A 13,689-nucleotide genomic window follows, 5' to 3' on the forward strand; every position below is an offset into this window, starting at 1 on the left:
CCGGTCACGGAGCGGGCGTCGTTGACGGAATGTGGCTGGCAGAACGCCCGGCATCGGAAAGGCCTGCCGCGCCTGGCGGATGCAGGTGGCAGGCCACCTTGCCGAGCGGGCCCTGGGCCAGCACCGGCGCGCGGCTAGCGCACTCGGGCAGGCGCTGCGCGCAGCGCGGATGGAAGGGGCAGCCGGGCGGCGGATTGAGCGGATCGGGAAAGGCCAGGCCGAGCCCGGTATCGGGAATGCCCAGTCCCGGCTCGGGCGTCAGCACCGACGCCAGCAGGGCCTGCGTGTAGGGATGACGCGGCTGGCCGAACAGGGTGGCGGTCTCGGCCTGCTCGACCACCCGGCCCAGGTACATGACCGCGACCTGGGTCGCAATGTGCTCGACCACCGCGAGGTTGTGGCTGATGAAGACGTAGGTCAGCCCGAACTCGCGGCGCAGGTCCATCAGCAGGTTCAGGATCTGCGCCTGGACCGACACGTCGAGCGCCGAGGTCGGCTCGTCGCAGATCACGATCTCGGGATTCATCACCAGCGCTCGCGCGATGGCCACCCGCTGGCGCTGCCCGCCCGACAGCTGGCCGGGCGTGTTGTCGGCGTAGCGGGCAGGCAGGCCCACGCGATCGAGCATCGCGATGGCCCTGGCGCGCCGCTCCGCGGCCGTGCCGATCCCGTGCACCTCCAGCGGCAGCGCCACGATGGAAGCGATGCCACGGCGCGGATTCAGCGAAGAGTAGGGGTCCTGGAAGACCGGCTGGACGCGGCGCGCCATGGCGCGGCGGCCCATGGCGCGGATGTCCTGGCCGTCCAGCGCGATGCTGCCGCTGGACGGCGGGGTGAGCCCCAGCAGCATGCGTGCGAGCGTCGACTTGCCGCAGCCCGACTCACCGACGATGCCCAGCACCTCGCCCTTGCGGATCGACAGGTCGACGCCGTTGACCGCGTGCAGGGTGCGGCGCGGCGCGAAGATGCCGGCCCGGATCGAGAAGGCGCGGGTCAGGCCGCGCGCCTCCATCAGCGGGGCCTCGCTCGCCGGACTCATGCCGGCACCTCGTCGAGGATGCAGCGCCAGGCGTGATCCTCGGCGCTGCGCACCGGCACGGTCCGTTCGCAGGCGGGTTGCGCGTGCGGGCAGCGGTCGCGGAAGCCGCAGCCGCGGAACTCCCCGACCAGGGAGGGCACCACGCCCGGGATCGTGCCCAGCCGCCCGCCGCGCTCGGTGCGGCCGGGCACCGGGATGCAGTCGAGCAGGCCGCGGGTGTACGGATGGCGCGGCAAGGCGAACAGCCGCTCGGCCGTGCCTTCCTCGACCACTTCGCCGGCATACATGACCGCCACCCGGTGCGCGATCCGCGCCACCACGCCCAGGTCGTGCGTGATCAGCACCATCGCGATCCCGAGGTCCTTCTGCAGGTCGGCCAGCAGCCGCAGGATCTGCGCCTGGATGGTGACGTCGAGCGCGGTGCTCGGCTCGTCGGCGATCAGCAGCTCGGGCCCGCACATCAGCGCCATCGCGATCATGACGCGCTGGCGCAGGCCGCCGGAGAGCTGGTGCGGGTACTGGCCCAGGCGTCCGGCCGCCGACGCGATGCCGACCTTGCCCAGCAGCTCGATCGCGCGCTCGCGCGCCTGCGCCTGGCTGCCGCCGCGATGCTGCAGCCAGGGCTCCATCAGCTGGTTGCCGATCGTGTACGCCGGGTTCAGCGCGGTCATCGGTTCCTGGAAGATCATCGCCATCTTGTTGCCGCGCAGCGCGTTGATGCGTCGCGCGCCGGCCCGGGACAAGTCCTCGCCGAGGAAGGTCAGGCGGGTGGCCTTGCGGGTGGCGGCCCGGGGCAGCAGGCTCATGATGGCCAGCGAGGTGATCGATTTGCCGCAACCGGACTCGCCGACGATGCACAGGGTCTCGCCGCGGCGCACCTGGAAGGAGACGTCGCGCACCGCGTGCAACGCGCCGCGCGGCGTGGCGATGTCCACGCTCAGGCCCTGTACGTCGAGGACGACCTCCCGGGCATCCATGCTCAGGCCCTCCCTTCCGGCGAGAACAGGTCGCGCAGGCCGTCGCCGGCCAGGTTGATCGCGAAGATCAGCACGGCGAGCGCGGTGCCGGGAATCGCGATCAGCCAGAACGAGAAGAACATGTAGGCCTTGGCCTCCGAGATCATCAGGCCCCAGGACGGCAGCGGCGGCTGCACGCCGAGACCCAGGAAGGAGAGGGCGGCCTCGAGCAGGATCGCGCTGGCGGCCTCGAGCGTGGCCACGACCACCAGGTGAGGCAGCACGTTCGGCAGCACCTCGCCCAGCAGCACCCGGGGCGTGGAAGCCCCCGCGGCCTGCGCGGCCGCCACGTAATCGAGCGAGCGCACCTGCTGCGTGGCGCTGCGCATCACGACCGCGAAACGGTCCCACTTCAGCAGGCCCAGCACCATGATCACCACCCACAGCGAGCCGCCGATCAGCGCCACCGTGGCCAGCGCGACGAGGATCACCGGCATCGACAGGCGCGTGGTCACCATGAACGAGACCACCATGTCGGCCTTGCCGCCGAAGTAGCCGGCCAGCATCCCCATCGTGGTGCCGATCAGGCCCGAGATCAGCGCGACCGCCACGCCGATCAGAAGCGAGATCCGCGCCCCGTAGAGCAGCCTCGACAGGTAGTCGCGGCCCAGCGGGTCGGTGCCCAGTGGATGGGTCCAGGTGCCGGCCTCGTGCCAGAACGGCGGCACGGTCCGGTTGGTCAGGTCCTGGAAGTAGGGATCGTGCGGGGCCAGCCAGGGCGCGAAGAGCGCCACGAAGAGGGTCAGCAGCAGCAGGCCCGCGCCGACGGTGACCGCCTTGTTGCGCCAGATGCGCCGCGCGAGGCCCGGGGCCGCCAGCGGTGCGACCGCGGAGGCGCTCGTGGAAGGAACCGGCGCAGTCATGCTCAGGCCACCCGGATGCGCGGATCGAGCCACGCGTTGGCGATGTCGGAGGCCAGCGTCAGCACCACGTAGATCACCGACAGCAGCAGGACGATGGTCTGCATGACCGGGAAGTCCTTGTAGGTGATGCTCTGGTAGGCGAGGTAGCCCAGCCCGTCGAGCGCGAAGATCGTCTCGACGACCACCGAGCCGCCGAGCAGGAAGCCGAGCTGCACCGCCGCCAGCGCGACCACCGGCACGACGGCGTTGCGCAGCGCGTGCTTGAAGATCACGATCGATGCGGGCAGGCCCTTGGCCCGCGCGGTGCGGATGTAATCGGCCTCGAGCACCTCGATCATGCCGGCCCGGATCAGCCGCATGAAGGCCGGGGCCACGTAGTAGCCGAGCGCGATCGTGGGCATCACGAAGTGCAGCCAGGAGTCGCTGCCCGACACAGGCAGCCAGCGCAGCGAGATCGAGAACACCATGATCAGCAGCAGCGCGAAGAAGAAGTTGGGCAGCGCCTGGCCGACCACGGCGACGGCCAGGCACAGCCGGTCGAGCCAGCTGTTGCGGTAGATCGCCGCCAGCACGCCCAGCGGCACCGAGATCGCCAGCGCGAAGGCGAGCGCCAGGAAACCGAGCAGCAGCGTGGTCTGCAGCTTCGCGAAGATCAGCGGCGCGGCGGGGGTCTTGAAGTAGATGGAATCGCCGAAGTCGCCCCGGATCGACTTGCCGAGCCAGTCCAGGTACTGGATGGGCAGCGGCCGGTCGAACCCGTAGGTCTGGCGAATGAGCTCGATGTCGGCCTGCCGCGCCCCCTCGCCGGCGATCGCGATCGCAGGATCGCCCGAGAGGCGCAGCAGCAGGAAGGCGATCATCGAGACGGCCAGGGCGACCAGGATGGCCAGCCCGAGCCGCTTCAGGACGTAGGCGAACACCTGCGATACCGTTCAGCAGAGGGAAACGGCGAGCCTCACTTCCAGCTCATTTCCCAGAACCGGACCATCTCGTCCGGATAGGCCGAGAAGTCAAGGTCCTTGGTCGCGACGTAGAACACCGGCAGCGACCACAGCGGCACCGAGTAGACGTTCTCGGCGATCCGCTTGAGCGCCTGCTGGTAGGCCTGCTTGCGCGCGTTCGGGTCGACCGAGTTGTTGCCCTTGACCAGCAGGTCGCGGACCTCGGGATCGCGGGTGATGTCGTCGGCCTCGAAGGTGAAGTACACCGGCGTGGACGCCGAGACGTCGTTGACCGAGAAGGAGCCCCAGGTCTGGTGCGACAGCGCCGACTTGCCGGCCCGCACCGCGTCGCGCATGGCCGCGTACTGCGAGAAGGTCAGCTTGGCCTTGATGCCGACGGCCTGCAGGTTGTTGATCATCGCCTCGGTCTGGTTGCGCTCGCGGTAGGCGAAGATCTCGGTGTCGAAGCCGTTCGGGAAGCCGGCCTCGGCAAGCAGTTTCCTGGCCTTGTCCGGGTTGTATTCGTAGCGCGGCGCGCCCTCGTCGGTGCAGCCGAACTGCGACGGGAAGCACTGGGTGTGCAGCACGCGCGAGCCGGCGCCGACGATGTTCTTGACGATCGACTCGCGGTCGATCGCGTGGGCGATCGCCTGGCGGACCCGGATGTCCTTCAGCGCCGGGGTCGGGGTGCCGTCCTGCGTGTTGAACTGCATGAAGACGATGCGCATCGTCTCGCCGCTCACCACCTGCAGGTGCGGGACCTTCGCCGCCTGCTCGGCCTGGTCCTTGGGCACGTGCATGATGAAGTCGACACCGCCCGACAGCGCCTCGGCCATCTGGGTCTGGCGATCCGGGATGAAGCGGATCTCGACCTTGCCGATCTTCGGCGTGCCCTTGGGCGAATCCTTGAAGTAGTCGGCGTTGCGCTCGAGCGTGATCGACTTGCCCGGCGTGTAGGCGGCGACCTTGAAGGGGCCGGTGCCGACCGGCTTGGCGTTCATGCCCTGCGGGCCCACCTCGGCGTAGTACTTGGCCGGATGGATCACGACCGGGCCGGCCAGGTACTCGATGGCGGCGGGGAAGACCTTCTTGGTGACGACCCGGACCTTGTACTGGTCGAGCTTCTCCGCCTTCTCGATCCAGTTGACGTTCTGCTGGGTCGTGACCTTGTTGTCGCGGTTCGCGACGAAGTTCAGCGTGTAGACCACAGAGTCGGCGTCGAAGGCCTCGCCGTTGTGGAACTTCACGCCCTCGCGCAGCTCGAACTCGATCGTGCGCTCGTCGATCTGCTTCCAGCTCTTGGCCAGATTGCCCTTGTACTCGTTGGTCTTGGGGTCGCGATAGACCAGCGTGTCCCAGATCTGGGCGCCCAGGATCACGCCGATCCGGACGTTGTTGAAGAAGGGATCGACGCTCTCGGGCGCCTGGTCGGTAGCGAAGCGGATCGTGTCGTCCTTCTTGCCGGCCAGCGCCGGGCCGACGCCCAGCAGCGCCGCGGCGAGCAGCGAGCCGGCGGCCAGCTTGACCCCCGCGCGGCGCAATGATGCGATCTTCATCGGTTCTCCCCCTGTTCGTTGTCGTACCCGGCCGACTCGCGCGGGCGAGGCGGCACGTTACCATGCGTCGCGCCGCTTTGGCATGCCGACCACGCACCGAAATGTCCCTAGAGATCATCGAATTCCAGACCGGCGAGGCTCCCGTCGCCTCGATCATCGTCCTGCACGGCCTCGGCGCGGACGGCAACGATTTCGTCCCGGTCTGCCAGGCGCTGGACCTGTCGGCGGCAGGGCCGGTGCGCTACGTGCTGCCAAGTGCCCCGGTGCGGCCGGTCACGATCAACGGCGGCTTCCGGATGCGGGCCTGGTACGACATCCTGAGCCTGGGCACCGACCCGCGCGAGGATGAGGAAGGGCTGCGCGAATCCCGGGACATCGTCGGGTCGCTGATTGCGCGGGAGTCGACGGAGCACGGCGTCGATCCGGCGCGGATCGTGCTGATGGGCTTCTCGCAGGGCTGCGCGATGGCGCTGATGACCGGGCTGCGCTACGAGCACAGGCTGGCCGGCATCGCGGGGCTGTCCGGCTACCTGCCGCTGGCCGACACGCTGCCCGACGAATGCAGCGAAGAGAACGCCGGGCTGCCGATCTTCCTGGCCCACGGCACCCACGACCCAATCGTGGCGATCGACCGGGCTCACGCGAGCCGCGAGATCCTGCGCGCGCTGGACTATCCGCTGACCTGGCGCGAGTATCCGATGGAGCACGAGGTCTGCGCCGAGGAGGTCGCCGACCTGAACCGTTGGCTGCTGGAGATTCTGCAGTGAACACGCTGACCAAGCTCGCTCTGGGCATGCTCGGGCAACTGAACCCGCGGCCGGCCACCCGCGAGGCGGGACCGGTCATGGCGCTGCCTGCGCCCTCGCGCGATGGCGCCCTGGTGATGGTCGCCGATCACGCGGGGATGAAGATGGTGCCAGCCTCCAAACGCGAGTCCTGCGCCTCGGTGGCCGCCGGCGCGTTCGCGCAGAACGTCTACCTGTTCTGCGCCTCGGCCGGCCTGGCGACCGTCACCCGGGCCTGGTTCGACCGGGCCGCGCTCACGCTGGCGATCGGCCTCGGGCCGGACCAGCAGATCGTCCTGGCCCAGACGGTGGGGAGGCCCAAGGGCTGAATGGCCCGCAGGCGCCCCGCTCAGGCCGCCGGATTGGGAAAGCGGGCCTGGATTTCGGCGATGCCGGCCAGCGTCTCGGGGTCGAGCTCGAACTGCGCAGCCGCGATGTCCTCCTCGAGCTGCGCGAGCGTGGTGGCGCCGATGATCGACGCGCCCAGGTGCCAGCGGCTCTTCACGTAGCCGAGCGCGAGCTGCACCAGCGAGATCCCGCGCTGCTCCGCAAGGGCCGCGTAGGCGTCGATCGCCTCGACCACCTGCGGCTTGCGGAAGCGCTGGCCCAGCGTGTCGAACAGCGCGAAACGGGTGTTCTCCGGCCGCGCGCCACCCCGGTACTTGCCCGAGAGCATGCCGCCGGCCAGCGGGCTGTAGGCCAGCAGGGACATCTTCTCGCGGAACAGGACCTCGGCGAGGTCGCCGTCGGCGCTGCGCGAGACCAGGCTGTAGCTGTTCTGCAGCGTGACCGGGCCGGGAACGCCCAGGTCCCTGGCCGCGCGGTGGAATTCGCAGACGCCCCACGAGGTCTCGTTCGACAGCCCGTAGTGGCGGATCCTGCCGGCGTCGATCATCGCGGCCATGCCCTCGACCTGCTCGCGGATCGATGGCCCCGGGCGCTCCTTCGAGGGGTCGAACGCGACCGCGCCGAAGGCCGGCACGTTGCGCTGCGGCCAGTGGATCTGGAAGAGATCGACGTAGTCGATCTTCAGCCGCTCCAGGCTGAGCTCGACCGCCTCGGCGATGTTGGCCGGCGTGATGTCGGTGCGGCCGCCACGGATCCAGTCGCGCCTGCCCGGGCCGGCAATCTTGGTCGCGATCACCAGGTCGCCGCGCGGGCGCCGGCCCAGCCAGTTGCCGAGGCAGGTCTCGGTGCGGCCCTGGGTGGCGGCATTGGGCGGCACCGGGTACATCTCGGCGGTGTCGATGAAGTTGATGCCGCGGGCGACCGCGAACTCCAGCTGCTCGTGAGCCTGAGCCTCGGAGTTCTGCTGCCCCCAGGTCATCGTGCCGAGACAGACTTCCGAGACGTTCAGGTCGGTGCTGGGCAGGACTCGGTATTTCATGTCGGGGGAGGGGGGAAGGGGGAAGGGAATGGTAACGGGAAGGCCGATCGAATCGGGGGGCGCGGCCGCGGGGCCGGCAGCGCCGGTTCCGGCACGGTCTGCGCGCTTGACGTGCCGCAAGCCTGGTCGCCCGTGCGGCTGCTAAGTTTCTGAGGGTATCGACCCAGCCCTCGGCGCTCATTCGACCAGCAGGAGGTTCCGCCATGCCCGCCCGCATCGTGCTCTTCGACAACGACGCCCACGCCAAGATCGTCCGCGGCGTGGCCACGCTGGCCGACGCGGTCAAGGTCACGCTCGGTCCCAAGGCCCGCACCGTGGTGCTCGAGAACAGCTTCGGTCCGCCCACCATCATCAACTCCGGCGTGATCGTGGCGCGCGAGATCGAGCTGGAGGACCCGTTCGAGAACATGGGCGCGCAGATGGTGCGCCAGGTGGCTGCGAAGACGTCGGAGATCGCCGGCGACGGCACCACCACCGCCACGATCCTGGCCCAGGGCATCGTGCTGGAAGGCATGAAGCACGTGGCCGCCGGTCTCAACCCGATGGACCTGAAACGCGGCGTGGACCTGGCGGTCGAGGCGGTCATCGAGGCGCTCAGGCAGCTGGCCAGGCCTTGCGCGACCCAGAAGGAGATCGCCCAGGTCGGCACGATCTCGGCCAACAACGACGCATCGATCGGCCAGCTGATCGCCCATGCAATGGAGAAGGTCGGCAAGGACGGCGTGATCACGGTCGAGGACGGCTCCGGGCTGGCCAGCGAGCTGGAGGTCGTCGAGGGCATGCAGTTCGACCGCGGCTACCTGTCGCCCTACTTCATCAACGTGGCCGACAAGCAACAGGCCGTGCTCGAGGACCCGTACATCCTGCTGTTCGACCGGAAGATCAGCGGCATCCACGAGCTCTTGCCGGTGCTCGAGCAGGTGGCCAAGGCAAGCCGGCCCCTGCTCGTGGTGGCCGAAGAGGTCGAGGGCGAGGCGCTCGCGACGCTGGTCGTCAATGCGCTGCGCGGCACCCTGAAGGCCTGCGCCGTGCGGGCGCCGGGCTTCGGCGATCGCCGCAAGGCGACGCTCGAGGACATCGCGGTGCTGACCGGCGGCAAGGTGATCGCCGAGGAGGCCGGCCTGTCGCTGGAGAAGGCGCAGCTCGCCGATCTGGGGCGCGCCACCCGGGTCGAGATCGACAGGGACGACACCACGATCATCGGCGGGGCAGGGGACCCGGCCGCTATCGAGGCGCGGATCGCGACGATCCGCGAGCAGATCAAGGAGAGCACCAGCGACTACGACCGGGAGAACCTGCAGAAGCGCGCCGCCAAGCTGGCCGGCGGGGTGGCGGTGGTCAAGGTGGGCGCGGCCACCGAGATGGAGATGAAGGAGCGCAAGTCCCGCGTGGAAGACGCGTTGCACGCCACGCACGCCGCGGTCGAGGAGGGCATCCTGCCAGGCGGCGGGATCGCGCTGATCCGCGCGCGGACAGTGCTCGCCGGCCTGAAGGGCGAGAACCTCGACCAGGACGCCGGCATCCGGATCGTGGCGCGCGCGCTCGAGGACCCGCTGCGCCAGATCGTCGAGAACGCCGGCGAGGAAGCCTCGGTGGTGGTCAACCGCGTGGCCGGCGAGCAAGGCAATTTCGGCTACAACGCAGCCAAGGGCATCTATGGCGACATGGTCGAGATGGGCGTGCTCGATCCCTGCAAGGTCACCCGCACCGCGTTGCAGAACGCCGCCTCGATCTCGGGGCTCATCCTGACGACCGCCTGCATGGTGGCACGCAAGCCGCAGCCGGCCACGGCACCGCCGCAGATGCCGATGGGCGGGGAAATGTAGACCGCGAGGGGCTCATGGCGGCACCTCCGCCATGATCGACGCGACGACGGCGCGCAGCCTGCGCCAGTGCGATCCGGGCCAGTAGACGCGGCCACAGCCGCCGCACAGCGTGAACGCGGCACGAGTCGCCGCGACGTCCGGCGGCAAGCGATCGAGGACCTCCGTTCGCCGGGCCGCTCGAAGCGGAGCGTTGCATGCCAGGCAGCGACTGAAAGGCCTTGCCGACCGCCAGAGCCCGAAATGACGGACGACCTCGCGCAGCTGCTCGTCGGTGCGCGAGGCGCGCACATAGCGGCCGCGGGCGACCCGGCGGTGCTTGAGCAACTCGCGATCGCGGCTCAGCAGGATCCGGCCATCGTCGTCGGCGAGCGCAGCCAGCAGGTGGTCGGGTGAATCGTCGGCCAGGAGGGTGTCGAAGCCCAGCAGCCGAAGCCGGCGAGCCAGCCCGCCCAGGTGGGCATCGGCCAGGAAGGCGGGCGCTTCGGCATCGCTGCGGACATCCGGGACCCAGGGCAGGGCCGGGAACACTTCGATGGCCTCGCCGGGCGCGACCGCGTGCTCCAGCCCGGCCTCGGCGCCGTCGGCCAGCACGCGGCCGACCTCGGTGTGAGGCACGCCGAAGGCTTCGATCGCGTGCTTGAGCGTCGCATGCTCGGCGCTGCGAAAGCCGAAGGCCCGGTGCTTCATCGGCCGGGGGATCAGGTCGTTCAGCTCGCCGTGGAAACGGATCAAGGTCATGCGGCGCACGCGGCGGCGGCGTTGACCGGTCTCAAGGCGCCGGCGCGCCGTCGATGCCAGCATATCGTGTTGCCGGTTCCGGCCGGCCCCCCGTGTTGCCGGTTCCGGCCGGCCCCCCATCCCCAAGGAATCCCGCCATGAGAGCCCGATCCAGCAGCGTTGCCGACTACTGCGTGCGCGACGTCGTCACCGTCGACCGCGACATGCCGATCGCCGCCTGCGCGAAGCTGATGCACGACGAGCATGTCGGCAGCCTGGTGGTCGTCGACGCGAAGGGCGGCCGCAGATTCCCGGTCGGCATGCTCACCGACCGCGACATCGCGATCGAGGTCGTGGCCTTCGGCGTTGCCGCCGACGTGCTGACCGCGGGCGAAATCATGAGCGGCAACCCCGCCATCGCTCGCGAGGGCGACGACCTGCTCGCGGTGCTCGCCACCATGCGCGAGCGGGGCGTGCGCCGCCTGCCGGTGGTCGACGCCGACGGCGCGCTGGCGGGCATCGTGTCGGCCGACAACCTGTGGGAAGTCCTGGCCGAGGAAGTCGACGGGCTGGTTCGCGTGATGCGCGCCGAACAGACCCGGGAGCGGGCCACTCGGGGCGCCGAAGCCGGCTGACCAGGATCGTCCGGGGCCGGCTCCGCTGGCCGTTCAGACCCGGCGCCGCACCGGAACAGGGGGCCCGGCTTCGGCCGGGCGGCGGGAATCCGGCCGCATCGACCGCGCGTCGGGGTCACCTTGCCCGCAGGGCGCCGGCGGCGCGATCGTTCCTCGCTTGAACCAGGAGGAACGACCATGCCCGACTCGACGGTCGTTGCGACCGCGCTGCTGTACGCCGCGCCGGTGCTGATCGTCGGCCTGGCCACCCGCAAGGGGTGGCTGGTCGTGCTCACCGCCCTGGCGGTCGCGGCCTTCGGCCTGCTTGCAGGCGACCCGCGCTACCTGCTCGCCGACCTGGCTGCGGTGCTGATCGTTCTGGTGATCGCGCTGCTGCCCGGCGGACGGAGCCTGCACCGACGCGCGGGCACTTCACGGCCGGGCACCCGACACAAGGAGGCCAGGTCCCGCAGGTGGTCCTGGGCCTGGGATGCGCTGGGCATCGTGGTCGTGGGGTGGGTGCTGTTCCAGACCTGGAAGGTTGAGCCGCCGCCAGGGCCGTCGCCTCGCGCGGCGCAGCAGCTGCGCGGCGTCGACGCCAGCACCGCGGGGCGAGACGACTCGCGGGCGCCGCAAGGCACGGGGTCCGTGCAGTCGCAACCGGTGCGCCTGCCCCGGGACCGCGACCTCAGGCACTGCCTGGACCTGGGCTCGCCGGACGCGATCCGCGCCTGCGCCGAGCGCGGTTGAAGCGCCGCGACGCCCCCTCGGCGAGCCTGCGCGCTGCGCCCCTGCCGCCGCTCAGGCGCGGTCGCCCATGATGTAGTGCTGCAGCTGGTCGATGACGAACTGCTGTTCGGAAATGATGTCCTTGACCAGGTCGCCGATCGACACCAGCCCGACCAGCTTTCCGCCGCTGATCACCGGCAGGTGCCGCAGTCGGCGCTCGGTCATCAGCGCCATGCACTGCTCGTTCGTGTGCTCGGGGCTCACGTACATCACGTCCGGCGTCATGATCTCGCGCACCGCCGTGTCCTTCGAGGAGCGGCCCATCAGGATCACCTTGCGGGCGTAGTCGCGCTCGGTGACGATGCCGACGATGCGCCCGCCGGGCTCGCAGACGAGCAGCGCGCCAACGCCCTCGCGCGCCATTTTCGTGATGGCGTCGAGCACCGATTCGTCGGGCCCGATCGTGTGGACCCGGTTGTCCGGTTTGCTGCGAAGGATTACGGAGACCGGCTTCATGGCAAGCTCCTGGAATGCGCACTGGTATTGTCGCGATCTTCGCGCTTTTTCGCCGACTGCGCGAGGACCGATGCCGCGGCACGACAGACGCCGGCACGCGCACCAGTCCGCGCCTCCGGGAAACGAGATCGGCCCAGCCGACGGGCGCTATGCTGAACGCCTTGCGCACAGAGCGTGTTCTGGCGCCGACGAGGAGATTGCACCGATGGACATCGAAGCCTTCAAGCGCAAGCTGATCGCCGACGGCTACCTGGAGATCGTCGAGAAGACGATCGAGCCCAACCACGTGATCGACCTGCACAGCCATCCCTACGACGTGCGGGCGCTGGTGCTGGCCGGGTCGGCCACCATCGCGTGCAGCGGCGAGGCGCCGCGGGTCTACCAGGCCGGCGACATCCTGGAAGTCGAGGCAGGGCGCGAGCACACCGAGCACTACGGCCCGGACGGCTACAGCTTCCTGGTGGGGCGGCGGCACCGGGGCTGAGCATCCCGGGGGCCACCGTTCTCGCGTGAGCGTTCAGACCGGCTTCGTCGCGCCCCTGCGATCGAGCCGCTGGAAGCCTTCGACCTCGGACCACACATCCGAGTGGGGGCCGGCCGGAAGAAGGCCCGCGCGCGCCATCCGGTAATCGCGCAGCCTCGCGATTTCGAGTCCGACCTGATCCGGGAAACCTCGCTTCCTGGGACGGTCGCTGAACAGCAGCGAATCGAGATACTTCAGGCAGGCGTCCGGATCCTGCCAGGCATCGGCGAGGCGATTGGCGATTCGCACGAAATCCCGAGGCAAGGCGAACGGACGCGCCTCGGCAGGCAGTTCCGAGAGCCAGCGCAGCGCCCGGTCGGACAGGACCAGGCTCGAAGGATCCGACGGCGCTCGAAGCAGGCTTGGATCACGGGTGGGCGCTGGCGCCACGACCGCGCTGTCCAGCGCCTTGCGCGCGTCCTCGACGCTCACCGGCTCGAATTGCAGGACTTCGGGCTTCACGAGAACCTCCAGTTACCAGACGCGACTGCCTCGACGAAAGCAGCGGAGCGGGGCGCTCCTGGAGGGATTGGGCAACGCCGAGGCCCGGCAGGCCAATCGGGTGCCGACCAGCGGCGTCCGGTGGTCGACGGCTTGATGCTCATCTTTGAGTTGACATAATATACATTATGCGCATTTTAGACCCATGAACATCGCACCTGGCACCGGATTGAAGACATAAGGCTCGATCGGCACGAAGCTCGTCGAGCGGTACGACTGCGCCGCCGCCGTCATGCCCGGCAGCGTGTCCAGGCACGCCCAGCGATATCCCGCCCCGCGCGCCCGCTCGCAGACCCGCTCGACCAATCTCCGCCCGACAGCCAGACCGCGCGCAGCCGGTCTCAGGTAGAGCCGCTTCATTTCGGCGCACCCGCCGCCCACCGGCCGAAGCGCCACGCAGCCAGCGGGCTCGGTGCCGGCCCAGGCGAGCAAGACGCATCCGCCAGGCGCTGCGTACTTGCCAGGCAGACCGGCCAGTTCGTCCTCGAAGCCCTGGAAGCACAAATCGACTCCAAGGCTGTCGGCGTACTCCCAGAAGAGCCCTCGGACGCGCTCGGCGTGGTCCGGGAACCTGGCGAGCCGGATCCTGATCGCGGCCGGGCGCAAGTCGGTCGCTCGCTCCATGCTCATCGGCGCCGCCGGCAGGCAGTGCTTGCGCCTTTAACTGTTTTTATAT

General features: G+C 69.6%; 16 protein-coding genes. 6 read left to right on the forward strand and 10 right to left on the reverse strand.

Translation table 11 applies throughout. The features are described 5' to 3' along the window. Positions 1–4: 4 nt before the first annotated feature. The 5 genes from FHP08_RS05460 to FHP08_RS05480 are packed head-to-tail and all read right to left on the reverse strand — an operon-like array spanning position 5 to position 5,415. Positions 5–1,039, reverse strand: a complete 1,035-nt coding sequence (locus FHP08_RS05460; protein WP_147703315.1) for an ABC transporter ATP-binding protein — start codon at positions 1,037–1,039, stop codon at positions 5–7. Beyond that, a complete protein-coding gene (locus FHP08_RS05465; RefSeq protein ID WP_147703316.1) occupies positions 1,036–2,016 on the reverse strand; it encodes an ABC transporter ATP-binding protein in 981 nt (326 codons plus the stop codon). Before FHP08_RS05465 ends, FHP08_RS05460 begins: the two co-directional genes overlap by 4 nt. Positions 2,017–2,018: 2 nt before the next feature. Further along, on the reverse strand, positions 2,019–2,918 hold the full coding sequence (locus FHP08_RS05470; RefSeq protein ID WP_147703317.1) for an ABC transporter permease: 900 nt from the start codon (positions 2,916–2,918) through the stop codon (positions 2,019–2,021). A 2-nt stretch (positions 2,919–2,920) separates the two neighbouring features. Further along, entirely contained in the window at positions 2,921–3,838 is a 918-nt protein-coding gene (locus tag FHP08_RS05475; protein WP_147703318.1) for an ABC transporter permease, read from the reverse strand. Positions 3,839–3,873: 35 nt separating this feature from the next. Next, positions 3,874–5,415, reverse strand: coding sequence for an ABC transporter substrate-binding protein (locus FHP08_RS05480; RefSeq protein WP_147703319.1), 1,542 nt, complete (start codon positions 5,413–5,415; stop codon positions 3,874–3,876). 101 nt (positions 5,416–5,516) lie between these two features. Between FHP08_RS05480 and FHP08_RS05485 the strand changes: the two genes are divergently transcribed. After that, positions 5,517–6,182 carry an alpha/beta hydrolase gene (locus tag FHP08_RS05485; RefSeq protein WP_147703320.1) on the forward strand — a complete coding sequence of 222 codons (666 nt, stop codon included), beginning with the start codon at positions 5,517–5,519 and terminating at the stop codon, positions 6,180–6,182. After that, positions 6,179–6,529 carry a nitroreductase family protein gene (locus FHP08_RS05490; RefSeq protein ID WP_222707821.1) on the forward strand — a complete coding sequence of 117 codons (351 nt, stop codon included), beginning with the start codon at positions 6,179–6,181 and terminating at the stop codon, positions 6,527–6,529. Before FHP08_RS05485 ends, FHP08_RS05490 begins: the two co-directional genes overlap by 4 nt. 20 nt (positions 6,530–6,549) lie before the next feature. Here the strand turns inward: FHP08_RS05490 and FHP08_RS05495 are convergent, their stop codons facing one another. Further along, positions 6,550–7,587, reverse strand: coding sequence for an aldo/keto reductase (locus FHP08_RS05495; RefSeq protein WP_147703321.1), 1,038 nt, complete (start codon positions 7,585–7,587; stop codon positions 6,550–6,552). Positions 7,588–7,790: 203 nt separating this feature from the next. Between FHP08_RS05495 and groL the strand changes: the two genes are divergently transcribed. Continuing rightward, positions 7,791–9,413: a chaperonin GroEL gene (gene groL / locus FHP08_RS05500; protein ID WP_147703322.1), complete on the forward strand. Its 1,623-nt coding sequence runs from the start codon at positions 7,791–7,793 to the stop codon at positions 9,411–9,413. A 12-nt stretch (positions 9,414–9,425) separates the two neighbouring features. Here the strand turns inward: groL and FHP08_RS05505 are convergent, their stop codons facing one another. Next, the gene (locus FHP08_RS05505) at positions 9,426–10,151 is read right to left on the reverse strand and encodes a Mut7-C RNAse domain-containing protein (RefSeq protein WP_147703323.1); all 726 of its coding nucleotides are present in this window, start codon (positions 10,149–10,151) and stop codon (positions 9,426–9,428) included. A 137-nt stretch (positions 10,152–10,288) separates the two neighbouring features. On the opposite strand from FHP08_RS05505, the gene FHP08_RS05510 reads away from it, so the two are divergent. Beyond that, positions 10,289–10,765, forward strand: coding sequence for a CBS domain-containing protein (locus FHP08_RS05510; protein ID WP_187272177.1), 477 nt, complete (start codon positions 10,289–10,291; stop codon positions 10,763–10,765). A gap of 177 nt (positions 10,766–10,942) precedes the next feature. Continuing rightward, the gene (locus tag FHP08_RS05515) at positions 10,943–11,494 is read left to right on the forward strand and encodes a hypothetical protein (protein WP_147703325.1); all 552 of its coding nucleotides are present in this window, start codon (positions 10,943–10,945) and stop codon (positions 11,492–11,494) included. Positions 11,495–11,545: 51 nt separating this feature from the next. Here the strand turns inward: FHP08_RS05515 and FHP08_RS05520 are convergent, their stop codons facing one another. Then, on the reverse strand, positions 11,546–11,989 hold the full coding sequence (locus tag FHP08_RS05520) for a CBS domain-containing protein (RefSeq protein ID WP_147703326.1): 444 nt from the start codon (positions 11,987–11,989) through the stop codon (positions 11,546–11,548). Between the two features lie 205 nt (positions 11,990–12,194). Here FHP08_RS05520 and FHP08_RS05525 point away from each other — a divergent pair, with 205 nt between their 5' ends. Next, positions 12,195–12,473 carry a cupin domain-containing protein gene (locus FHP08_RS05525; RefSeq protein ID WP_147703327.1) on the forward strand — a complete coding sequence of 93 codons (279 nt, stop codon included), beginning with the start codon at positions 12,195–12,197 and terminating at the stop codon, positions 12,471–12,473. Positions 12,474–12,506: 33 nt separating this feature from the next. On the opposite strand, the gene FHP08_RS05530 is transcribed toward FHP08_RS05525, so the two are convergent. Continuing rightward, a complete protein-coding gene (locus tag FHP08_RS05530; RefSeq protein WP_147703328.1) occupies positions 12,507–12,974 on the reverse strand; it encodes a hypothetical protein in 468 nt (155 codons plus the stop codon). Between the two features lie 165 nt (positions 12,975–13,139). Further along, positions 13,140–13,643, reverse strand: a complete 504-nt coding sequence (locus FHP08_RS05535; RefSeq protein WP_225879043.1) for a GNAT family N-acetyltransferase — start codon at positions 13,641–13,643, stop codon at positions 13,140–13,142. Positions 13,644–13,689: the final 46 nt, after the last annotated feature.

Origin of the sequence: Zeimonas arvi, from assembly GCF_008039575.1 — a bacterium.
Taxonomy (GTDB): domain Bacteria; phylum Pseudomonadota; class Gammaproteobacteria; order Burkholderiales; family Burkholderiaceae_E; genus Zeimonas; species Zeimonas arvi.